Annotated in this window: 27 protein-coding genes; 11 read left to right on the top strand and 16 right to left on the bottom strand. The window is 71.8% G+C overall.

The annotated features are described in order from the left end of the window. Nucleotides 1–4: 4 nt before the first annotated feature. From AB0K05_RS34490 to AB0K05_RS34420, 15 genes are all read right to left on the bottom strand, one after another. A complete protein-coding gene (locus AB0K05_RS34490) occupies nucleotides 5–655 on the bottom strand; it encodes a PIG-L deacetylase family protein (protein ID WP_364234787.1) in 651 nt (216 codons plus the stop codon). Beyond that, a complete protein-coding gene (locus tag AB0K05_RS34485) occupies nucleotides 652–1,431 on the bottom strand; it encodes a glucose-1-phosphate cytidylyltransferase (RefSeq protein WP_148036436.1) in 780 nt (259 codons plus the stop codon). Before AB0K05_RS34485 ends, AB0K05_RS34490 begins: the two co-directional genes overlap by 4 nt. After that, the gene (locus tag AB0K05_RS34480) at nucleotides 1,428–2,630 is read right to left on the bottom strand and encodes a class I SAM-dependent methyltransferase (protein WP_364234784.1); all 1,203 of its coding nucleotides are present in this window, start codon (nucleotides 2,628–2,630) and stop codon (nucleotides 1,428–1,430) included. The genes AB0K05_RS34485 and AB0K05_RS34480 overlap by 4 nt, the downstream gene beginning before the upstream one ends. Beyond that, nucleotides 2,627–3,208 (bottom strand): dTDP-4-dehydrorhamnose 3,5-epimerase, encoded by a 582-nt coding sequence (rfbC, locus tag AB0K05_RS34475; RefSeq protein ID WP_364234781.1) that lies wholly within the window; start codon nucleotides 3,206–3,208, stop codon nucleotides 2,627–2,629. Before rfbC ends, AB0K05_RS34480 begins: the two co-directional genes overlap by 4 nt. After that, on the bottom strand, nucleotides 3,205–4,077 hold the full coding sequence (gene rfbD / locus AB0K05_RS34470; protein ID WP_364234778.1) for a dTDP-4-dehydrorhamnose reductase: 873 nt from the start codon (nucleotides 4,075–4,077) through the stop codon (nucleotides 3,205–3,207). The genes rfbC and rfbD overlap by 4 nt, the downstream gene beginning before the upstream one ends. Further along, on the bottom strand, nucleotides 4,074–5,003 hold the full coding sequence (gene rfbB, locus AB0K05_RS34465) for a dTDP-glucose 4,6-dehydratase (RefSeq protein WP_219544890.1): 930 nt from the start codon (nucleotides 5,001–5,003) through the stop codon (nucleotides 4,074–4,076). Before rfbB ends, rfbD begins: the two co-directional genes overlap by 4 nt. After that, on the bottom strand, nucleotides 5,000–6,067 hold the full coding sequence (locus tag AB0K05_RS34460) for a glucose-1-phosphate thymidylyltransferase (protein WP_364234774.1): 1,068 nt from the start codon (nucleotides 6,065–6,067) through the stop codon (nucleotides 5,000–5,002). Before AB0K05_RS34460 ends, rfbB begins: the two co-directional genes overlap by 4 nt. Nucleotides 6,068–6,069: 2 nt before the next feature. Continuing rightward, nucleotides 6,070–7,524 carry a sugar transferase gene (locus AB0K05_RS34455; protein WP_271274835.1) on the bottom strand — a complete coding sequence of 485 codons (1,455 nt, stop codon included), beginning with the start codon at nucleotides 7,522–7,524 and terminating at the stop codon, nucleotides 6,070–6,072. 271 nt (nucleotides 7,525–7,795) lie between these two features. Then, nucleotides 7,796–8,146, bottom strand: a complete 351-nt coding sequence (locus AB0K05_RS34450; RefSeq protein ID WP_219544887.1) for a hypothetical protein — start codon at nucleotides 8,144–8,146, stop codon at nucleotides 7,796–7,798. A 63-nt stretch (nucleotides 8,147–8,209) separates the two neighbouring features. Next, nucleotides 8,210–8,830, bottom strand: coding sequence for a GntR family transcriptional regulator (locus AB0K05_RS34445; RefSeq protein ID WP_271274834.1), 621 nt, complete (start codon nucleotides 8,828–8,830; stop codon nucleotides 8,210–8,212). A gap of 10 nt (nucleotides 8,831–8,840) precedes the next feature. Further along, nucleotides 8,841–9,728 (bottom strand): EamA family transporter, encoded by an 888-nt coding sequence (locus AB0K05_RS34440; protein WP_271274833.1) that lies wholly within the window; start codon nucleotides 9,726–9,728, stop codon nucleotides 8,841–8,843. Between the two features lie 19 nt (nucleotides 9,729–9,747). Then, the gene (locus AB0K05_RS34435) at nucleotides 9,748–10,125 is read right to left on the bottom strand and encodes a hypothetical protein (RefSeq protein ID WP_271274832.1); all 378 of its coding nucleotides are present in this window, start codon (nucleotides 10,123–10,125) and stop codon (nucleotides 9,748–9,750) included. A gap of 210 nt (nucleotides 10,126–10,335) precedes the next feature. Next, the gene (locus AB0K05_RS34430) at nucleotides 10,336–10,830 is read right to left on the bottom strand and encodes a GNAT family protein (protein ID WP_271274831.1); all 495 of its coding nucleotides are present in this window, start codon (nucleotides 10,828–10,830) and stop codon (nucleotides 10,336–10,338) included. Further along, entirely contained in the window at nucleotides 10,830–11,186 is a 357-nt protein-coding gene (locus AB0K05_RS34425; RefSeq protein ID WP_148036424.1) for an MmcQ/YjbR family DNA-binding protein, read from the bottom strand. The genes AB0K05_RS34430 and AB0K05_RS34425 overlap by 1 nt, the downstream gene beginning before the upstream one ends. A 57-nt stretch (nucleotides 11,187–11,243) precedes the next feature. Beyond that, entirely contained in the window at nucleotides 11,244–11,735 is a 492-nt protein-coding gene (locus tag AB0K05_RS34420) for a DUF2867 domain-containing protein (protein WP_148036423.1), read from the bottom strand. Nucleotides 11,736–11,791: 56 nt separating this feature from the next. On the opposite strand from AB0K05_RS34420, the gene AB0K05_RS34415 reads away from it, so the two are divergent. The 11 genes from AB0K05_RS34415 to AB0K05_RS34365 all read left to right on the top strand — a co-directional run bounded on the left by AB0K05_RS34415 (nucleotide 11,792) and on the right by AB0K05_RS34365 (nucleotide 20,427). After that, nucleotides 11,792–12,370, top strand: a complete 579-nt coding sequence (locus tag AB0K05_RS34415) for a TetR/AcrR family transcriptional regulator (protein WP_148036422.1) — start codon at nucleotides 11,792–11,794, stop codon at nucleotides 12,368–12,370. A 121-nt stretch (nucleotides 12,371–12,491) separates the two neighbouring features. After that, nucleotides 12,492–12,884: a hypothetical protein gene (locus tag AB0K05_RS34410; RefSeq protein WP_271274830.1), complete on the top strand. Its 393-nt coding sequence runs from the start codon at nucleotides 12,492–12,494 to the stop codon at nucleotides 12,882–12,884. A gap of 349 nt (nucleotides 12,885–13,233) precedes the next feature. Next, nucleotides 13,234–14,772 (top strand): ATP-binding protein, encoded by a 1,539-nt coding sequence (locus AB0K05_RS34405; RefSeq protein WP_364234767.1) that lies wholly within the window; start codon nucleotides 13,234–13,236, stop codon nucleotides 14,770–14,772. Nucleotides 14,773–14,855: 83 nt separating this feature from the next. Beyond that, nucleotides 14,856–15,284: a roadblock/LC7 domain-containing protein gene (locus tag AB0K05_RS34400; protein ID WP_148036419.1), complete on the top strand. Its 429-nt coding sequence runs from the start codon at nucleotides 14,856–14,858 to the stop codon at nucleotides 15,282–15,284. Further along, nucleotides 15,281–15,637 (top strand): DUF742 domain-containing protein, encoded by a 357-nt coding sequence (locus AB0K05_RS34395; protein WP_364234765.1) that lies wholly within the window; start codon nucleotides 15,281–15,283, stop codon nucleotides 15,635–15,637. The genes AB0K05_RS34400 and AB0K05_RS34395 overlap by 4 nt, the downstream gene beginning before the upstream one ends. A gap of 46 nt (nucleotides 15,638–15,683) precedes the next feature. Continuing rightward, on the top strand, nucleotides 15,684–16,229 hold the full coding sequence (locus tag AB0K05_RS34390; RefSeq protein ID WP_364234826.1) for an ATP/GTP-binding protein: 546 nt from the start codon (nucleotides 15,684–15,686) through the stop codon (nucleotides 16,227–16,229). Then, on the top strand, nucleotides 16,226–17,443 hold the full coding sequence (locus AB0K05_RS34385; protein ID WP_364234762.1) for a cytochrome P450: 1,218 nt from the start codon (nucleotides 16,226–16,228) through the stop codon (nucleotides 17,441–17,443). The genes AB0K05_RS34390 and AB0K05_RS34385 overlap by 4 nt, the downstream gene beginning before the upstream one ends. After that, a complete protein-coding gene (locus AB0K05_RS34380; protein ID WP_364234759.1) occupies nucleotides 17,440–17,904 on the top strand; it encodes a hypothetical protein in 465 nt (154 codons plus the stop codon). Before AB0K05_RS34385 ends, AB0K05_RS34380 begins: the two co-directional genes overlap by 4 nt. A 42-nt stretch (nucleotides 17,905–17,946) precedes the next feature. Then, a complete protein-coding gene (locus AB0K05_RS34375; protein WP_364234757.1) occupies nucleotides 17,947–18,885 on the top strand; it encodes an ATP-binding cassette domain-containing protein in 939 nt (312 codons plus the stop codon). Continuing rightward, nucleotides 18,882–19,637, top strand: coding sequence for an ABC-2 family transporter protein (locus tag AB0K05_RS34370; protein WP_148036414.1), 756 nt, complete (start codon nucleotides 18,882–18,884; stop codon nucleotides 19,635–19,637). The genes AB0K05_RS34375 and AB0K05_RS34370 overlap by 4 nt, the downstream gene beginning before the upstream one ends. After that, complete coding sequence (locus AB0K05_RS34365; RefSeq protein WP_364234755.1) at nucleotides 19,630–20,427, top strand: ABC-2 family transporter protein; 798 nt, start codon at nucleotides 19,630–19,632, stop codon at nucleotides 20,425–20,427. The genes AB0K05_RS34370 and AB0K05_RS34365 overlap by 8 nt, the downstream gene beginning before the upstream one ends. Here the strand turns inward: AB0K05_RS34365 and AB0K05_RS34360 are convergent. Continuing rightward, complete coding sequence (locus tag AB0K05_RS34360) at nucleotides 20,399–21,040, bottom strand: helix-turn-helix domain-containing protein (RefSeq protein ID WP_364234752.1); 642 nt, start codon at nucleotides 21,038–21,040, stop codon at nucleotides 20,399–20,401. The two genes, AB0K05_RS34365 and AB0K05_RS34360, sit on opposite strands and share 29 nt — an antisense overlap. Nucleotides 21,041–21,090 lie beyond the last annotated feature (50 nt).

Below are 21,090 nucleotides of genomic sequence, written 5' to 3'. Positions count from 1 at the left end.
CGGATCAGCCTCCAGCGAGGTCGAGAGTGAGTTTGCGCAGGTAGAAGGCCTCGGCGTAGCGCGTCTGGCATTCGATCCCGCGGATCCTGGCCAGCCCGGTGAACGCCTCCCTGTCGAACCAGGAGCGGCGGCGCTGCGACGGGTAGTGCTCCCACAGCAGGGCGACCTTGGCCTCGGCGACCGCCGGCATGAGCGGCTGGTAGGCGTTCGGGCGGCCGAGGTCGCCGTCCCACTTGACGATCTCGTACCCGAGCACCAGGTGGTCGCGGAACGCGGTGGTCACCAGCTCCGCCAGCCCCCGGTGGTCCTGGTGGGCGTCGCCGGGGTGCGGCGCGAGTATCAGGTCGGGCGAGATCCTGACGCGCAGGTCCTCCACCGCCCGCTTGGCCTCGTCCCAGTGCGCGGGCAGCCGCCCGTCGGGCATCTTGCCGACCGTCACGCGCAGGTCGGCGCCGGGGCAGAAGGCCGCGAGCGCGTCGCGTTCCTCGCTCTCGCGCTGGGTGCCGCCGCCCGACAGCACCAGCGCCTCCACCCGGATCCCCGGACGGGCGGCGCAGAGGGTCAGCAGCGTGCCGCCGGCGCCGATGGCGACGTCGTCACAGTGCGCGCCGAGTACGGCGATCCGGCGCAGCTCGCCGGGCACCAGGTCGATCATGCGGCGGGCTCCCAGACGGCCCACGGCCGGTCGCCGCGGGCGTAGGCGCGGTCCAGCTCGACGCGCTGGTTGACGGTGTCGGTGGGCCGCCAGTAGCCGCGGTACGGGTACGCGAGCAGCCGGCCGCGCTTGGCCAGCTCCCGGCAGCCGTCGACGAGCAGGTCACCGCCCTCCGGGATGTGGTCGAAGATCTCCTGGCGCAGGACGAAGTAGCCGCCGTTCACCCATAACGGCATCTCGGTGACGGCGGTGATCTGCCCGACCAGGCCGCCCTCCTCGACCTCCACGCAGTGGAAGGTGCCGGGCGGCGGCACCACCATCAGCGAGGCGCCCGCGTCCGACCGGGCGAACCGGTCGATCATGTCCGGCAGCGGCGCATCGCTCAGCACGTCGGCGTAGTTGGCCAGGAACATCTCGTCCCCGCCGAGATGCTCGCGGACCCGGCGCAGCCGCTCGCCGATGGACGACTCGACGCCGGTGTGCACGAACGAGATCGTCCAGTCGGAGATGTCGTTGGCCAGCAGCTCGACCCGGCCCTGCCGGAGCACGAAGTCGTTGGACGCGGTCTCCTCGTAATGGAGGAAGAAGTCCTTGATCTGGTGGGCCCCGTAGCCGAGGCAGAGCACGAACTCCTTGTGCCCCCAGTGCGCGTAGTAGCGCATCACGTGCCAGATCAGCGGTCTCGGGCCGACGAGCTGCATGGGCTTGGGCGCGTCCCCGGGTGCGCCGGTGCGCATCCGCGTGCCGTACCCGCCGCAGAAGAGGACGACCTTCACACGACCTCCAACTCGGGGATGGGGAAGACCAGCCGGCCGCCCCAGTCGTGGACATAGGAGAGCTGCCCGACCAGCTCGTCCCGCAGGTTCCAGGGCAGGACGAGCACGTAGTCGGGCCGGTCGGCGGCGATCCTGCCGGGCTCGAAGACCGGGATGCGCGCGCCGGGGGTGAACTTGCCGTGCTTGTACGGGTTGCGATCCACCGTGTAGGCGAGCAGGTCGGGCCGGACGCCGCAGTGGTTGAGCAGCGTGTTGCCCTTGCCGGGCGCCCCGTAGCCGACCACGGTCCTGCCGGCCTCGGCCGCGCCGACGAGGAAACCGAGCAGGTCGCGCCGGACCTTGGCGACCCGGGCCGCGAAGCCCAGGTAGCCGGACAGGTCGTGCAGCCCGGCGGCCTTCTCCAGGGCCAGCGCGTCGCGCACCCGCTGCCCCGGCGTGCCCTCCGGCCGCGCCCAGAGCCGGATCGAGCCGCCGTGGGTGGGCAGCAGCTCGACGTCCACCAGCGTCAGCCCGCCGCTCGCCAACGCCCGCTGGGCCGAGGCGACCGTGTAGTACTGGAAGTGCTCGTGGTAGATCGTGTCGTACTGGTTGCGCTCGATCAGCGTGAGCAGGTGCTGCACCTCGATCGACACCCACCCGTCGTCGGCTACCAGCGTGCGCAGCCCTTCGGTGAAGCCGACCACGTCGGGGATGTGCGCGTACACGTTGTTAGCCACCACGTGGTCGGCCCTGCCGTGCTCCCGCACGACCGCCCTGGCCGTCTCGGGGGTGAGGAACGCGGTCACCGTCGGCACGCCGGCCCGGCGGGCGGCCTCGCCCACGTTCACCGACGGCTCGATGCCCAGGCAGCGCACGCCCCGCTCGACCACGTGCCGCAACAGGTAGCCGTCGTTGCTGGCCACTTCCACCACGAACGCGCCCGGCCGCAGCGGCAGCCCGGCCACGAACGCGCGCGCGTGCTCCACCCACGACGTCGAGTAGGAGGAGAAGTAGGCGTAGTCGGTGAACGTCTCCTCCGGCGTGATCAGCGGCGGCAGCTGCGCCAGCCAGCACGCGGTGCACACCCGCAGGTGCAGCGGGTAGGTGACCTCGGGCTCGTCGAGCTGCGCGGCGGTGAGTATCCGCTCGCACGGCGGGGTGGCCCCCAGGTCCACCACCGAGGCCAGGTCGCCGGCCCCGCAGAGGCGGCAGGTCGTCATGCCATCGCTCCCTTGTAGAACTCCCGGCACCGCTCGTACGAGGGCAGCAGCCCGGCGTCGAGCGCCTCCTTCAGCGAGGGCGCCGCCGCGTCCTTGTCCGACAGCACCGGCTCCAGCTCGGCGGGCCAGGCGATGCCGAGGTCCGGGTCGAGCGGGTGCACGCCGTGCTCCCTGGCCGGGGTGTACGGTGCCGTGCACAGGTAGACGACGGTCGCCCGGTCGCTCAGCGTGATGAACCCGTGGCCGAGCCCCTCCGCGATCAGCGTCGCGGTGCGCTCCTCGTCGTCCAGCACCGCCGTCTCCCACCGGCCGAACGTGGGCGAGCCCGCGCGCAGGTCCACCACCACGTCCAGGATCGCCCCGGACACGCACATCACGTACTTCGCCTGCCCCGGCGGCACGTCCGCGAAGTGCAACCCCCGCAGCACCCCGCGCCGCGAGACGGAACAGTTGACCTGGGCGAGCTCGAACGCCCGGGGCAGCAGATCCGCGCGCAGGGCCTCCGCGAACGCGCCCCGGGGGTCGTGATGCACGACCGGAGTGTGCAGCCAGGCGCCGTCGATGCCGAGAGGCTTCACCAGCCCACCTTCCCGACCGCCTGCCCGGCGTGCGGCGCCCACCCGGTCAGCACCGGCCAGGCGGCGTGCAGGGCGTCGCGCCAGTGCCGGATCGGCTCGCCTCTCGTGACGGCGAGCAGGCTGGTGGCGGGGCGCCGGGCCGGGCGGGGGAAGGCCGTCGAAGGCACCGGCCGGACCCGGTCCGGGTCCTCGCCCAGCAGCGCGAACACCTCCCTGGCCAGCCCGTACCAGGTGGTCTCGCCGGCGCTGACCGCGTGGTAGACCCCCGGCGGCAGGTCCGACTGGGCCAGCCGGACCAGGTGGTCGGCCAGGTCAGCGGACCACGTGGGCTGGCCGCGCTGGTCGTCCACGACGTCCACGACGGGGCGGGTGGCCGCCAGCCGCGTCATCGTGCGGACGAAGTTCGGCCCGCCCGCGCCGTAGAGCCAGGCCGTGCGGACCACGTACTGCCCGTGCTCCAGCGCCGCCCGCTCACCCGCCAGCTTCGTCCGGCCGTAGGCGTTGACCGGCGAGGGCTCCGCGTCCTCCGGGTACGGCCCGGCGGCCGTGCCGTCGAAGACGTAGTCCGTCGACAGGTGCACCAGCCGCGCCCCGGCCCGCTCGCAGACCCGGGCCAGCGTGCGCACCGCCGTGCCGTTGACCTCCATGGCCTCGGTCTCGCGCGTCTCGGCCAGGTCGACCGCCGTCCAGCCGGCGCAGTTGACCACCACTCTCGGCCGGTAGGCGCCGACGAAGTCGCGCACCGCGCGGGCGTCGCACAGGTCCAGCTCGTCGCGGCCGAGCGCGAGCACCGGTTCCCCCGTCACGGCGATCCGGTGCAGCACGTCGGCGGCCAGCATGCCCCGGCCGCCGGTGACCAGCCATCTCATAAGCCGGCCCACCAGTCGCGGTTGGCCGCGTACCAGCGGACGGTCTCCTTCAGCCCTTGCTCGAACGGGATCCGCGGCCGGTAGCCGAGCCCGCGCAGCTTCCCGTCGTCCAGCGAGTACCGCCGGTCGTGCCCCTTGCGGTCCTCGACGTGTTCCACCATGTCCCACCCCTTGCCGCACGCCTCCAGAAGGCGGCCGGTCAGCTCCCTGTTCGTCAGCTCGGCGGTGCCCGCGATGTGGTAGACCTCGCCCGGTTCGCCCACCTCTGCGACCAGGCGGATGCCCGCGCAGTGGTCCTCGACGTGGATCCAGTCGCGCACGTTCCCGCCGTCGCCGTAGAGCGGCACCTTCCGGCCGCGCATCAGGTTCGTCACGAAGAGCGGGATGACCTTCTCCGGGTACTGGCGCGGGCCGTAGTTGTTGCCGCACCGGGTGATCGACACGTTCAGCCCGTACGTGATCGCGTACGACCGGGCGATGAGGTCGCCGCCCGCCTTCGACGCCGCGTAGGGGGAACGCGGTCGCAGCGGCGCGTCCTCCGTCCACGACCCCTCGTCGATCGTCCCGTACACCTCGTCGGTGGAGACCTGCACCACCCGCGGCACCCCCGCGTCCAGGCACGCCTGCAGCAGCGTCTGCGTGCCGAGCACGTTCGTGCGGACGAACTCGGCCGCGCCGTCGATCGACCGGTCGACGTGCGACTCGGCCGCGAAGTTGACCACCAGGTCGTGGCCCGGCACCACCTCGGCCAGCAGGCCCGCGTCGCAGACGTCGCCGTGCACGAACGTGTGCGCGGCGCCGTCCAGGTTGGCGCGGTTGCCCGCGTACGTGAGCTTGTCCAGCACCGTCACGTCGGCGCCGGCGAGCCCGTGGACGAAGTGCGAGCCGATGAACCCCGCACCGCCGGTCACCAGGATCCTCTTCATGAACTGATCTGTACCTTGCTGTGATCGCCCAGCACGAGCCGGTGGGCCCTCGGCGTGTCGGGCGCCCGGGTGACCTCGACGTCGTGGCCGATGAGCGACTGCTCGATCCGGCCCACCCCGTCGATCGACGCCCTCGGCATCAGGATCGAGTACTCGACCTCGCTCCGCGTCACCGCGCAGCCCGCCCCGATCGAGGTGTACGGGCCCACGTACGAGTCGCGGACAACCGCGCCCGCCCCGACGATCGCCGGGCCGACCAGCCGTGACCGCTCCACGACGGCGCCCGCCTCGACCCGCACCCGGCCGATCAGCTCGCTGGCGGCGTCGACCCGGCCGTACGTCCCCGCGTCGAGCCACTCCAGCACGAGCCGGTTGACCTCCAGCATGTCGGCGACGTTGCCGGTGTCCTTCCAGTACCCGGTGATCACCGACGACTCCACCCGCAGCCCGGTCTCCAGGAGCCACTGGATCGCGTCGGTGATCTCCAGCTCGCCCCGCCACGACGGCTTCAGCTCGGCCACCGCCGCGTGCACGGCCGGGCTGAACAGGTAGACGCCGACCAGCGCGAGGTCGCTCTTCGGGGACGCCGGTTTCTCCTCCAGGCCGACGACCCGCCCGGCCGCGTCCAGCTCGGCCACCCCGAACTGTCTCGGATCGCCGACCCGGGTGAGCATGATCTGCGCCGCCGGCCGCTCACTGGCGAAGCGCTCCACCAGGCCGGTGATGCCGCCCACGACGAAGTTGTCGCCCAGGTACATGACGAAGTCGTCGTCGCCCAGGTAGTCGCGGGCGATCAGCACGCCGTGCGCCAGCCCGAGCGGCGCCTCCTGGCGCAGGTAGGTGACCTCCAGCCCGAAGGCGGAGCCGTCGCCGACGGCCGCCTCGATCTCCGCCCAGGTGTCGCCCACCACGAGCCCCGCCTCGCGGATCCCGGCGGCGGCGATCGCCTCCAGCCCGTAGAACAGCACCGGTTTGTTCGCGACCGGCACGAGCTGCTTGGCCGAGGTGTGCGTGATCGGCCTCAGCCGTGTGCCCGACCCCCCGGCGAGCACGAGTGCTTTCACCGTCAGTACGCCCCTTCTCCACGCGCCACCACGGACCAGGTCTTCCACAGGATCTGCAGGTCGAGGACGAGCGACCAGTTCTCCACGTACCGCAGATCGAGCCGGACCGACTCCTCCCAGGTCAGGTCGGAGCGGCCGCTGACCTGCCAGAGTCCGGTCAGGCCCGGCTTGACGACTAGGCGGCGGCGCACGTCGGCGCCGTACTGGGCGACCTCCTCGCGCAGCGGCGGCCGCGGGCCCACCAGCGACATCTCGCCGCGCACCACGTTGAGCAGCTGCGGCAGCTCGTCCAGTGAGTAGCGGCGCAGGAAAGCGCCGATCCCGGTGATCCTTGGATCGTTCCGCATCTTGAACAGCACGCTGTCGAACTCGTTCGCGCCGGCCAGCCCGTCCTTGAGCCGCTCCGCGTCCGTGACCATGGTCCGGAACTTGACCAGCCGGAACTCCTTGCCGCGCCGGCCCACCCTGGTCTGGTGGAACAGCGCCGGTCCGGCGCTCGTGACTCGGATCAGCACCGCGATGGCGAGCAGCGGCAGGGCCAGCACGAGCAGCGCCGCCACCGCGACCAGCCGGTCGAACACGCTCTTGACGAACTGTCTCGCCCCGTCGAACTCGGGGTGCTCCACGTGCAGCAGCGGCATCCCGGCGACCGGGCGGATGCTGATCCGCGGCCCGGCCACGTCGAGCAGCGCCGGGGCGACGAACAGGTCGGTGCGTGCGGTCTCCAGGCTCCACGCCAGCCGGCGCAGCGCCGCCCCGTCCAGTTCGGGGCAGGCGAGCACGGCGACCGCGTCCGCACCGGTGCGCGCCACCACGCCGGCGACGTCCGCGAACGTGCCCAGGATCGGAATCCCGTCCAGGTCGTCGTCCTGCCGCTCGGCCGGCAGGCAGGCGCCCACGACCCGCATCCCGTGGTAGGGCTGCCGGCGGAACTGCATCACCAGGTCGAGGATCGACTCCCGGTGGCCGACCGCGATGACCTCGCGCATGTACTCGCCCACCGCTCTCCTGCGGTGCAGGCGTTTACGCATCCGGTAGCGGAAGCAGAGCGTGGCGATCAGCGCCAGCGGCAGCATCGCCAGCACGAAGCTGCGCGCGATCACCGTCTGCGTGGCGTAGGCCCCGATGGCCACGGCCGCCATCAGCCCGACGCCGCCGTTGAGCACCGCCTTGAACTCGTCCGTCCCTTCCCCGTTGGCCCGCTGCCGGTAGGCGCCGCCGAGCGCGAGCGCGACCGGCCAGGCGGCGACCAGCCCGACCCCGAGGAGGAACTCCTCCGCCGGGATGTAGACGCCGTTGAGCAACCGGATGCCGAGCACCACCGCGCAGGCCAGCAGCACGCAGGCGGTGTCCCCGGATAACAGGAGCCGCAGGTAAGCGCGCGTCCAGATGCTCGACGCATGGCGTGGTACGGCTTCGAGGAGCACGACAGCGGACTCCCCAGTCCCCACCCTCATAGCACCACCCAGAATCTTCGTACACCGCGTAACACCAGATGTTCCTTGACTGTTTTCACGGGTCCGGGAAGTCCCATGATTATCAAGGGCGGCGGCCCCCACTAAAGAGTAAAGATCAACCCAGTGATGGGGAATATCGCGATATGTCCACAATCGGACGAAGGTCACCGGCCGTCAGGGCTTGACGGAACGATCCACAAGTGATCTCTTGAGGGTGGTAAATCATGGCATTACGGCCATATTCCTGCGGAATTACGGCGCGGCAAAACCGCTAGTCGTATTCCAGATCCGGCAATGCGGACGGCGGATCGGGGCTCCGCCACACGACCACAACCCCGTCGTGCTGCGCGTCGCTCGCCATCGTCAACCGGTCGAGGTCGAAATCGGGCAGGTAACGTAACCGGGCGAGAAATGTCGCGTCCGTCGCCGAACGCGGCACCACGCATCCCTCGCCGTCGCGGTCGAGGAGAACGTAAAGGACGTCGGAGTCGGTCTCGGTGACCACACGGACCTCCACCACGTCCTCCCACGCGAGGGCCTCGACGCTCCCGTCGGCGTAGTGACGGGTGACGCCCTCTTCCGTGACGTACACGTAGGAGTCCGGCATCGGATTGCCGTGCATGGCCGCGATTCTTGCGAGTTCGGGGGCTGTCCCGCAAGGGTTCGCGCGTACCGGGCCGCCTGCTCAGGCACCCCAGGTATGGGAGAGGTGCGCCGCCACGGCCGCGCGGGCGGCGTCGGCCGGGCCGGTCGCGATGGCGTCGAGCAGCTCGCGGTGCTCGCGCACCAGCACGTCCCTGTCTTCGTAGACCCGGCGCAGCCGCACCAGCCCGAGCCGGGTCTCGGCCGCCAGCGCGCCGTAGAGCCGCACCAGCCGGGGGCTGCCCACCGCCTCGATCAGCGCCTCGTGCAGCGCCATGTGCTCCGCCACCGACTCCGACCACGGCGCGCCGGGGTCGAGCGCGGCCATCCTGTCGAGCGCCGCGTCGGCCTCGGCCACCCGCCGCCCGGCCAGCGCGTCCGCCATCAGGCCCTCCAACGGCCGCCGCACGAACATCAGGTCGTCCAGATCGGCCGGCGTCACCTCGGGGACGTAGGCGCTGCGGTTGCGCTCCCGCCGGAGCAGCCCTTCGTGGACCAGCCGGGCCAGCGCCTCGCGCACCGTCGGCCGCGCCACCCCGTAGGCGGCGGCGATCTCCTGCTCGGGCAGCGGCGTGCCGGGCTCGATCTCGCCGGACAGCACACGGCCGCGCAGCGCGTCGACGAGCGCGCCGACGGCGGAGACGGGTCTGATCGGGGTCCGCACGGGTGCGACTCTAACGCCCCGCCGGGGCCTCCGACCCCTCTCGTACGATCACCCGCCGCCTCTCCGGCAGGGCCACCGCCACCAGGCTCACCGCCAGCAGGGCCAGCCCCGCCACCGAGACCGGGGCCAGCCGCTCGCCCAGCACCACCAGGCCGAGCAGCGCCGCCACGGCCGGCTCGGCCAGCGCCAGCGTGGCGGCCGTGGCAACCGGCGTGGTCCGCAGCCCTCTCCCGTACAGGAAGTAGGACAGCGCGGTCGTCCCCACCCCCAGGTAGAGGGCGGCGAGCAGGCCGCGGGGCTCCCCGAGCCAGCCCACGCCCTGCCAGAGCAGGACCGGCAGCATGATCACCGCAGCCCCGCCGAACAGCACTCCCATGACCGCGTTCGACTCCGCGCCCGCGCCGATCGCGCCGGCCGCGCTGACCGCGTAGAACGCGTAGAGCAGCCCGCCGAGCAGCGCCAGCAGCACCCCGGACACGACCTGACCGCCCGCCTCGGCCCCGCCGCCGACGATCAGCGCGACGCATCCGGCCACGGCCGCGGCGGTGGCCGCAGCCCAGCGCGGGCTGGGCCGGTGCCGGTGCAGCGCCCAGGAGAGCAGCCCGGTTAAGACGGGCCCGCTGCCGATCGCCACCACCGTGCCGATCGCCACGCCGGTGCGCGCGACGGCGGCGAAGAAGCAGAGCTGGTAGGCGGCCACGGCCACGGCGGCCAGCAGCAGCCCCGGGCGGAGCGCCGTCCTGAGCCCGGACCGGGCGAGCAACGCCAGCGCGGCCCCGCCGATGACCAGCCGGGCGGCGGCCAGGGCGACGGAGTCGGCCGAGACGAGCAGGCCCGCGGTGCCGGCGGTCCCCCAGAGCACGGCGGCCGCGACGACGGAGAGCGGGCCATTCTTCATGCCAGACATTGTCTGACAACTATACAATTTCGTCCAACAGGTTATCGAGGAGCGCCCCGGCCCGCTCCCCCACCTCGGCCGCGTACTCGTCCAGCAGCGCCAGCGCCCCGCGCACCTCGGGGACATGTCTGGCGGGCAGCTCGACCAGCGCCTCGTCCTCCACGGTCACGCCGCCCTCGACGCGGAACCCGTTCCCCGACGCCGCGACGAGCACGGCGAACGTCACCTCGCGCCCGTCGGGCAACATGAAGGCGGCGCCGGTGCGCACGCCGGCGGGCGGCACCACATAGGAGAAGGGACGGCCGCGCACGAACGGATGCCGTAACTCGGACAGGATCCCCGCCGCCCGGCCCAGGGCCGCCAGCAGGGCGGCCGCGGCCAGGCTCTCGCCGTCCACCCGCCCAGCGTAGATCACCCTCTGTCCCCATGACCACCCAGGCCCCCACGGGACCGACCGGATCGGGGTGGACACACCCAAACCCTCACGGGCCGACACGGATCAGGGGGACGCACCCAGCCCTACGGGGCCGACCTGAATCGGGGTGGACGAAGGCGCGGGGCGGCCATGGCTGACCCCACAGGGTCGGTGGGTGTGGTGGGGCGGGGGTCAGGCGGGTGGGTCGGTGGCGAGGCGGGCGTGGCGTTCGACGTCGTAGCGGACGCCGTCGTGGCGGAGCCTGCCGCGTTCGACGCCCTCCGGGAGGAAGCCCGCCTTGATCGCGACCCGGCACGAGGCGGGGTTGTCGAGGCGGTGGCTCAGCTCCAGCCGGTGCAGGCCGCGCTCGCCGAACGCCCAGCGCGCCAGCTCGTCGGTGGCCGAAGCCGCGATCCCGCGCCCGCGCGCCTCGGGGACCGTCCAGTAGGACACCCAGCCGGTGTCGTGGTCGTCGATCCGGGTCACCGCGACGTTGCCGACGACCCGCCCGTCGAGGGTGACGGCGAAGGCGTGGCCGGCGCCCTCCCAGGAGGCGATCCACCCCACCGCGTCCTGCGGCGTGACGACGGGCCACGAGCTCTGCCGCCTCAGGTCGGGCGCCCGGAAGGCACGCAGCACGACCGGGGCGTCATCCTCCCGCCACTTCCGTAGTCTGATCTGTGCCATTAACCGCCTATTTTATGGGCGGCCTCGAACGCGGTGACGAGCTGCTTCGGCGCGGTCAGGCACCACGCCTCGGCGGTCAGCTCGAACAGCTCGTCGTAGTCGATCTTGTCGAGGTGGACCACGACCCACCCGAACCGCCCCGCGGTGAACTGCACCTCGAACACCTCGGGCCGCTCGGCCACCAGCGCCAGCTGCTCCTCGATCGTCGACTTGAGCCCGACGGTCTCGGTGTCCTCCCACAGGTAACCGAAGCCCTTGCCCCGCACCTTGATCGCGACCCAGCCGGGCCCGTCGCTCGTGCGCACTTCAGGCAGGCTCTTCAGCAGCTCGAGAAACTCGTCGACGCTCACACCCATGGGTCCCTGTGTACCAAACGCCCCCGACATTTCCTGCCGGTCCGGCCGCCGCCGTGGTCAAGGGGTGGTCGCCGAGGCGGCGAGGCCCGCGCGTGCCATGCCGCGTACCACCACGTAGTGGACGGGCCGGATCACCGTGAGGTAGATCCGGCCCGTCCACCCGTGGCAGCGCGCCACGGTGATCATGCGGAACCTGGTCCGTCCGCCGCCCGCGTCGTCGGCGACGATCGCCAGGAAGGCCGCGAGGTGCGAGTCGCTCGCCTCCAGCACCAGCTCGCGGCCTTCCTCACCGCCGATCACGGTGAAGAACCCGATCCTGCGCCCCGGCGTGAACGGGATCTCCTCGGGTCGCATCCCGCCCGATCCGGGCCGCACGTCGGGGTGTGCCGTGCGGAGCAGCCGCGCGAACACCGACCGCGCCCTGAAGAGCCCGCGCACCCACCACGGCTCCCAGCCCAGCGCCCCGGCGGCGAACGCGCGCAACCCGCCCCCTCCTTCGACGGCGACCTCGTCCACGAAGTCGGCCCGTTCCATGAGCGTCGACAGCATGCGCCCTCCTTTTTAGAGACTTCTCTCTACAATAACGCGCGGCTACGCTCGACGCCATGGGACGACCGCCTCGCCATGACGTGGACCGGCTACTGGACGCCGCAGCCGAGCTGGTGACGACCGGCGGCCCCGGCGCCGTCACCATGACCGCAGTGGCCCGCGCCGCCGGCGCCCCGAGCGGCTCGGTCTACCACCGATTCCCCGGCCGCCCCGCCCTCCTGGCGGCGCTCTGGCTGCGCACGGTCGGCCGCTTCCAGCGGGGATTCCTCGCCGCGCTCGACACCGACCCGCCCGCGCAGGCCGCCCCCGCCGCGGCACGCCACGTGATCGCCTGGTCCCGCGCCCACCCGCACGAGGCCCGCGTCCTGCTCTACGGACCGGCCGACTTCGACCACCCGCACTGGCCCGGGGAGGCCCGCGCCCAGCTCGCCGCCGCGAACGGCCGGGTCACCGCCGCCCTGCACGCCCTGGCCGCCCGCCTGGGCAGGAGCTCCCCGTACGACCTCGAACGCCTGACGCTGGCGGCCGTCGACATCCCCTACGCCACCGTCCGCCGCCACCAGTCCGCCGGCACCCCGCTCCCCGCCTACGCCGAGGACCTGGTGACCAGTTGCGCCATCGCGGTGGCGGGCTAGAGAAGTCTCTCTATTTCGATCGGCGGCCCCTGCCCGTTCAGGGTGATCGACATGACCGACGCCAAGTTGGCCCGCTGGCCATTTCCCGCAGAAGGGACCCCGCCTGTCTAGAGTGATCAGCATGACCGACGCCAAGTCCACGGGCTGGCCGTTCACCGTGCAGGCCGCGTATGTCGGGTTGACGCTCCAGATGGCGTTCGGGTTGATCGGGCTGGCCGTGGGCTTCGGCGGGGCGCTGGCCATGATGCTCCCTCAGTTCTGGGGCCTCGTCGCCGTGGCAGCGGTGATCCTGGGGCTGACCGGGTGGGTGATGGCGCGGTTCCCCAGGCGGGAGCGGCGGGTGCGATGGGGCGCGGCGGCGCTCCAGGCGGTCCTGATCGCGGGCTGGCTGGTGGTGGAGTGGGCCGACGCCAAGCTCGGCACCCTGTCGTTCCTGTCGTTGAACGTGCTCATCCCCACGTTCGTCGTCGCCATGCTGTTCACGCCCGCCGCCGCGCGCTGGTTCGACCGCTGACCGCTACCCGCCGGCCGGCAGGACGACGCGCGGGATCATCGGCGACAGCGCCGCCTCGGTCGGCGAGATGCGGGAGCCGAGGAGGACTCGCCGGGCGGAGGGAAGCCATCGGCCCGATATCTCAACTTTTGAGTTGACTACTGGTGGGTTGAAGTGAAGCGGGCGTTTTGCCTGTTGTCTCTGATACTCCTGGTGCTACGGTAAGCGCCTGTTCCCGTTCGCACTCTGTTACGGAGCGGTAACAGTAAGCCTCTGCTGCACGGGGAGCAGCAGTACGACCCCCCGAGGACCGCGGATGCCAGCAGACGTACCTCTTCGAACGCGACGCGATCTTGCCCCGCGAGAGCTCATGGTGGTCACCGCCCTGGGCACCATGGTCGTGGTGGCTTGCCTGTGGCTGTGGGCCGTGTTCGCCACGCCGGCCGACGCCCGCGGGGTGATGGCGATCACGGGCGGGCTCTGCGCGGTGCTGCTGGCCGCCGCCGCCGCCGTGATCGCCCACCATGTCGCCACCGGCCGCCGGCTGCGCGAGCAGGCCAGGGCCGCCGCCGCCCGGGTCGCCCGGCTGGAGCGCGAGATCGCCCGGGTGGCCGAGGACACGCTGCCCGCGCTCGGCCGCCAGATGCGCGGCGGCGGGTCCGTCCCCGACGCGCTCTCCCGCCTGCCGCAGCCTCCCGATGGACCGTTGCAACAACTACTGAAGGCCACCGCGAACGAGCTCGACGGGCTCGAACGCGAGCGGGCCATCGCGCACGCGTCCCGCTCGGCCACCGAGTCGGAGATCGTCACCCTCACCCGCGACACGCTGCCCGAGCTGGTCAGGCAGATCCAGGTGGAGCGCAAGCCGGTCACCTCCGCGCTCGCCGAGGTGCGCCAGCCCGTGCACGCCCCGCTGCGCGACCTGCTCGCCGAGACGGCCCAGCAGCTCTCCGAGGGCGACCGCAGGGGCGCCGCCGTGATGGCCGCCTGCGCCGGGGCCGCGGCCCGGGTGCAGGCCCAGGCCACCAGCCTGCTGGCGCAGCTGCGCGACCTGGAGGAGCAGTACGGCGACCAGGAGGAGGTCTTCGCCGACCTGCTCGACCTGGACCACCGCGTCTCCCAGCTCGGCCGGCTGGCCGACAACATCGCCCTGCTCAGCGGCGGCCGCTCCGGCCGCAGGTGGACCCGGCCGATCGTGATGGAGAGCGTCCTGCGCGGCGCGATGGGCCGCATCAGCGCCTACCAGCGCGTCCGCGTCCACTCCACCAGCACGGCCGCCGTGGTCGGGTACGCGGCCGAAGGCGTGATGCACGCGCTGGCCGAGCTCATGGACAACGCCGCCACCTTCTCCGCGCACGGCACCGAGGTGCACGTGTACGTGGACGAGGAGGACGCCGGCATGGTGGTCACGATCGAGGACAGCGGCCTCGGCATGCGCCCCCGCGAGCGCCAGCACGCCGCCAAGCTCGTCTCCGAGCCGCTCGACCTGCGCACGCTGTCCGGCACCCGGCTGGGCCTGGCCGTGGTGGGCCGGCTGGTCGACAAGTACGGCCTCACGGTCAGCTTCCGTCCGTCGGCCAGAGGCGGCACCGGTGTCGTGATGCTGATCCCCCGCGTGCTCATCACCCAGCCCAGGACCGCCCCCGAGCCGCCGGCCGCGATCGTGCGGCAGGCCCGCCCCGCCCTGGTGGCCGCGGCCGTGCCCGCCCAGGCCGCGCCCGCCGAGGAGGCCGAGGAGTCGCTGCCGCGGCGGCGGCGCGGCCAGACGCTCGCCGAGGCCACCGGGTCGCGACCGGCGACGGCGGTCAAGCCGCAACGCGACGGGCGCGAGGCGGCGGCCAGGTTCGCCGCGTTCCGCCAGGCGGGCGGTCGCGGGCGTCCCGCCGATCCGGCCTCCGGCGACTCCTAGACCCCCGGGCGCAGCGAGCACCGGACCACTTGGATCTCAGATAGGAGGCAGGGGCCGCCCCCGGGCGGACGCCCCGCGTTTCGATGAGCACTATCGACGCATCGCGTACCACGGATCGCACCATTGACGGGCTGCTGGAGAGCCTCAAGGACCGGACCCCCGGCATCAGGTACGTCCTGGTCCTGACCAGGGACGGGCTCAAGATGAGCTACAGCAGCGGCCTCACCAGGGACAGGGCCGACCAGCTCTCGGCGCTGTCCGCCGGGATCCAGAGCCTGTCGCTGAGCGCCTCGGCCGAGTTCGGCGACGCGATCGGCGCCGGGCAGGCGATGGTGGAGTTCGCCGGTGGGCTGCTGCTCATCGTGCCCGCCGGAGAGGGCGCCCACCTGGCGGTGGTCGCCGAGGAGGACGGCGAGGTCGGGCTGATCGCGCACAACATGAACGAGCTGGTCGAGCAGATCGGGGTGTACCTCACCGCGGCGCCCAGACCGGCCGAGGGCGACGCCTCGTGAACCGGCGCCCGATCGACCGGGAGAGCCCGGACCGCCTCTACACGGTCACCGGGGGCCGCACCCGCGCCGACGAGACCGCGTTCGACTCGGTCTCGCTCATCGTCAGCGAGTGCGAGCCGGTCCCGGGCATGCAGTCGGAGCATGTCAAGATCCTCCAGCTGGCCCGCCGCCCGACGGCCGTGGTGGAGATCTCCGCGGAGCTGGGGCTGCCGGTCAGCGTGGTGAAGATCCTGCTGCGCGACCTGCTCGACACGGGCCGCATCACCGTACGCCACCCCTCCGCCGGCGCCACGGCGGGCAAGCCGGATCCGGACATCCTGAGGCAGGTGCTCGTTGCGCTCAACAACCTCTGACGAGACCCCCGTGCGGACGCCGCTGCGCGACTCCGCCGCGGACGCGATGAAGATCGTGGTCGTGGGCGGGTTCGGCGTGGGCAAGACCACCATGGTGGGCTCGGTCAGCGAGATCCGCCCGCTGAGCACCGAAGAGGTGATGACCGAGGCGAGCGTGGGCATCGACGACGCGAGCCGGGTCCGCACCAAGACCACCACCACGGTGGCCTTCGACTTCGGGCGCATCACGGTCAGCGACAGCACCGTGCTCTACCTGTTCGGGGCGCCCGGCCAGGAGCGGTTCTGGTTCGTCTGGGACCAGCTGTTCGCCGGCAGCCTGGGGGCGGTCGTGCTGGTCGACACCCGCCGCCTGGAGGACTCGTTCTACTCGATCGACCGGCTGGAACACCACAACATGCCGTTCGTGGTCGCGGTCAACCGCTTCGCGGGCGGCCCGTCGCTGGACGCCGTGCGCGAGGCGCTGGACCTGTCGCCCGGCATCCCGCTGGTCGACTGCGACGCGCGGGAGCGGCAGTCGTGCAAGCACGTGCTGATCACGCTCGTCGAGCATCTCACCCGCCTGTACGACCGGACCCCTGCGGGGCAGCCGTGACGAACCCCGGACATCCCGAGCACGCCGGCGCCGTCCGGCTGTACGAGCCGGAGGTCCTCGACGACCCGGCCGCGTTCCTGGAGGAGCTGCGCCGCAAGCACGGCCCGGTCGTGCCGGTGCTGCTCGACGGCGACCTGCCCGCCTGGCTCGTCCTCGGGTACCGCGAGCTGCACCACGTGACGAGCCAGCCGCAGCTGTTCGCCCGTGACCCGCGCCGCTGGAACCAGCATGACCTGGTGCCGCCGGACTGGCCGGCCCGGCCGCACGTCACGTACCAGCCGTCGGTGGTGTTCACCGAGGGCGAGGAGCGGCGGCGGCGCGGCGGCGCCATCGGCGACGCGCTGGACGAGATCGACCGCATCGAGCTGACCCAGCTCTGCGAGAAGGTCGCCGACGCCGCCATCGACCTGTTCTCCGGCGACGGCCAGGCCGACCTGGTCCCCCAGTACGCCCACCGGATGCCGGCCCAGGTCATCGCCCGGTTGTTCGGGCTGCCGGAGCCGGACGTCGGCACCCTGCTGCGCGCCATCTTCCAGGCCATGAACGACCCGGCGAACCGCGACGAGGCGGAGATGCAGGTCGGCGAGCTCATGGGCCGCCTGGTCGCCGGCAAGCGCGCCCGGCCGGGCCACGACCTCGCCTCCCGGCTGGTGACGCACGACGCCCGGCTCACCGATCCCGAGGTCGTCTACGACATGCTGTCGCTGCTGATCGCCTCGCAGGACAACTGCGCCGGCTGGATCGGCAACACGCTGCGCCTGATGCTCGTGGACGACCACTTCCAGATGGACCTGCAGGGCGGCCGGAGCAGCGTGGCCGAGGCGCTCAACCAGGTGCTGTGGAAGGACCCGCCGGCCCAGAACCTGCCGTCACGCTACGCCGCGCAGGACTGCGAGCTGGCCGGCCACCGCATCCGGCGCGGCGACATGATCGTGATCAGCCTGGTCGGCGCGAACGCCGACCCGCAGGTGCAGCAGGGTCACACCGCGGCCAACCGGGCGCACATGGCGTTCGGCCACGGCGAGTACGGCTGCCCCTTCCCCGCCCCCGAACTCGCGGAGATCATCTCCAAGACGGCCATCGAGGTCCTCCTGGACCGCCTGCCGGACGTGCACCTGGCGGTCGCGCCTGAGGAGCTGCGCTGGCGCCGCAACATCTGGAACCGCATGCTGTCGGCCCTCCCGGTCGCCTTCACCCCCACCATGGGCAGGTGAGCAGGCGCCGCGAGCACGGCCCGGTCGTGCCGGTGCTGCTCGACGCCGACCTGCCCGCCTGGCTCGTCCTCGGCTACCGGGAGCTGCACCACGTCACCGGCCAGAGCGGGCTGTTCGGCCGCGACCCCAGGCGCTGGAACCTGCGCGAACACGTCCCGCCGGACTGGCCGTCGCTGCCGTACGTGCTCTACCAGTCGTCGCTGGTATGCAGCGAGGGCGAGGAGCGGCGGCGCGGCGGCGCCGTCGGCGACGCGCTGGACGAGATCGACCGCATCGAGCTGACCCTGCTCTGCGAGAAGGTCGCCGACCAGACCGCCGACGCGTTCGTGGTCGACGGCCGGGCCGACCTGATCGCCCAGTACGCCCAGCGAACTGCGGTGGCGCCGCACCCTGTGGATCCGCGCCCTGGAGTCGCTGCCCGTCGCCTTCACCCCGGTGGCGCGTCGCCGATGAAGCCCTGAAAACAACTTGCAGCACTCGACTCGTACCGAAAAAATTCCGTCATGATCCGGGTCGAGGGGTTAACCAAGGTCTTCCGCCGCCCGCGTACCTTCTCCGGGCCCTTCGGGGCGCTGCGCACCCTCGTGACCCGCCAGTACGAGGAGAAGACCGCCGTCGACGACGTCAGCTTCGACATCGGCGAGGGCGAGGTCATCGGCTATCTCGGGCCCAACGGCGCCGGCAAGTCGACCACCATCAAGATCCTCACCGGCATCCTCACCCCCACCGCCGGCACCGTGCGGGTCAACGGGCTGGTGCCGTGGCGCGACCGGTCGGCCAACGCCCGCCGGGTCGGCGTCGTCTTCGGCCAGCGCAGCCAATTATGGTGGGACCTCCCCCTGATCGAGTCCCTGCGCCTGGTGGGCTCGCTCTACGACATGCCCGCCGCGCGCTTCGACGCCTCGCTGAAGAAGCTGCGTGACCTGCTCGGGCTGGACGAGTTCCTCGACACCCCGGTCCGCCAGCTCAGCCTGGGCCAGCGGATGCGCGGCGACCTGGCCGCGGCCGTGCTGTACGAGCCGCCGCTGCTCTACCTGGACGAGCCGACCGTCGGGCTCGACGTGCTGGCCAAGGAGGCGGTGCGCGAGTTCATCGTGGAGACCAACCGGACCGGGCGCACCACCGTCATCCTGACCACGCACGACCTGGCCGACGTCGAGGCGCTGTGCAAGCGGATCATCCTCATCGACCACGGCAAGGTGCTCTTCGACGGCCCGATCGACGCGCTGGTCGACCAGCCCAGGCGGCTGGTGGTGCTGCTGGAGTCCGCGCCCGAGGAGGTGCGCGGGGTGTCGCGCGACGACCAGGGCCGCCACGTCTTCGACATCCACGGCGACCTGCCCGCCATGATCGCCTCGATCTCCGCCGAGCACACGATCCGCGACCTGTCGATCGAGGAACCGGACCTGGAGAGCGTGATCAAAGGGATCTACGCCCGGTGACCCGCGTCGGCTTCCTCTTCGCCCTGGCCTACCGCAGCTCCATCGTCATGACCTGCGTGACGCTGGTCGCCCAGGTGTTCCTGCTGCGCATGATCTGGACCGCGGTCTACGGGTCGCGGGCCGAGGCCGCGGGGCTCACCCTCGAAGCCCTGCTCGCCTACCTCACCCTGGCCAACCTGCAGTCCTTCGCCACCCAGACCCTCGTCTCCCGCGTCATCCACCACCGCATCCGCAGCGGGACGGTCTTCTTCGACCTGGCCCGGCCGATCGGTTATCTGCGGCAGATGGCCGCCTTCCAGGCCGGCAACACCGCGGGCAGCCTGCTGCTGCTCGCCCCGGTCGTCCCGGTGGTGCTGCTGGTCGGCTCGATCACGGCGCCGGTCAACGGGCTCGGCTACGTGGTCACGCTGGTGCTCGGGTACGTGATCGCCGTGCAGCTGGCGCTGCTGATCAGCCTTCTGGGCTTCTGGATGCTGGAGATCGGCGCGGTCTCGCTGCTCTACCAGCTGGTCAGCCAGTTCTTCGCGGGGACGATGGTGCCGCTCGCCTTCTTCCCCGGCTTCCTGGGCACGCTGGCCGAGGTGCTGCCGTTCAAGTACATGGGGTACGTTCCCGCGGCGATCTACGTCGGCCACATCTCCGACATCTCCGGACCTCTGCTGGTCGAGCTCGCCTGGGTCGCAGGGCTGTGGGCCCTGCTCGCGCTCGCCTGGTCACGCACGCATCGGAGGGTGGTGATCCAGGGTGGCTGAGGTCGTCCGCGCCCTGCGCCTGTACGTCCTGCTCCAGCGCGCCTCCGCCCGCGGCGCCATGCAGTACCGCCTCAACACCGCGATCGGCGTCCTCTGCGGCGCGATCTGGCAGGGCACCGGGTTCGCCTTCATCTGGGTGGTGATGCACACCTTTCCCTCGCTCGCGGGCTGGGGCCTGGCGGAGATCGCCTTCCTGTACGGCATGCGCCTGACGGCCCACGCCCTGGCGATGATCCCCATGATGAGCGTGCACGACATCCACTGGGTGGTGCGCAACGGGGAGTTCGACCGCTTCCTGCTGCGCCCGCTGAACCCGCTCGTCCAGCTCATGGGCAACCGGATGGGCCTGGCCCAGTTCGGCGACCTGCTGGTGGGCGTGGCGCTGCTCGCCGTCGCCTCCCAGAACGCCCAGGTCGACTGGAGCCTCAGCCTGGTCGCCTTCTGCGCCCTGGCGATCGTCGGCGGCGCCCTCATCGAGGCCGCCTTCTTCCTGGCGCTCTGCTCGCTGTCGCTGCGCATGATCGACACCTTCGCCCTGCGGGTCTTCCTGGACGACGTCTTCAGCAAGTTCGGCTCGTACCCGATGAAGATCTTCGGCGGCGTGACCGAGTGGCTGCTCACCTACGTGCTGCCGGTCGCCTTCGTGGCCTACATCCCGTCGAGCGTCGTGCTGGGCAAGCTCGACACCCCCTGGGCCCTGGCCGCCCCGCTGCTGGGCGTGCTCCTGGTCTGGCCTGCCTACCTCATCTGGCGCCGCCAGCTCACCCACTACCAGAGCGTCGGCCACTGAGCGGTTCGGGGTGGTCGCGCCCGGCGGGTGTGCTCCAGATGGCGCGCAGAGGGCGCATGCCCTCCTCGACGTAGTCGGCGATGGGGCGGTCGCCGCCGTCGAGGTACCACTGCTCCAGTGCGGCGAAGTAGCCGAAGGCGAGGGCGTTCGCGATCACGCGGGCCTGCGTTTCGCTGACCTCTCCGGTGGCCGCGATCAGCGGTGAGATCCGCCGGCCTGCGCGGTCGAGCGTGGCGCAGACGGCCATGCGCACCGACGGCTCGGCGAAGAAGTAGCGGACCCTGCGCCACGGGCCTCTCCCGGTCTGCGGGCCTTCGCCCGGACCGGGGCTGGATTCGTAGGCGCGGACGGCCCGGACCAGGCTGCCGACGGGGTCGGCGGGGTCGAGGAGGCTTTCGAGCGTCTCCGGGCTCATGTGGTCGAACTCGTCGGCGACCACGATGCCTTCCTTGGTGCCGAAGATGCGGTAGACCGACGACGGCGAGACCTCCGCCGCCGCCGCGATCTCCTCGATCGTGACCGCGCCGAACCCTCGCTCGTCGAACAGGTCGAGGGCGTGCTCCTGGATGGCGCGCATGGCCTTGAGCCGCCAGCGCTCACGAAGTCCGCTCATGCCTCACCGTACCAGAAAGTCACTTTCTCAAGCATACGGCTGTCGTAGAG

This window comes from Nonomuraea sp. NPDC049486 (assembly GCF_040676925.1).
In the GTDB taxonomy this organism is placed as follows: domain Bacteria; phylum Actinomycetota; class Actinomycetes; order Streptosporangiales; family Streptosporangiaceae; genus Nonomuraea; species Nonomuraea ferruginea.
The sequence above is the reverse complement of the archived record's forward strand: the minus strand, read 5'-3'. Positions and strand labels throughout refer to the sequence as shown.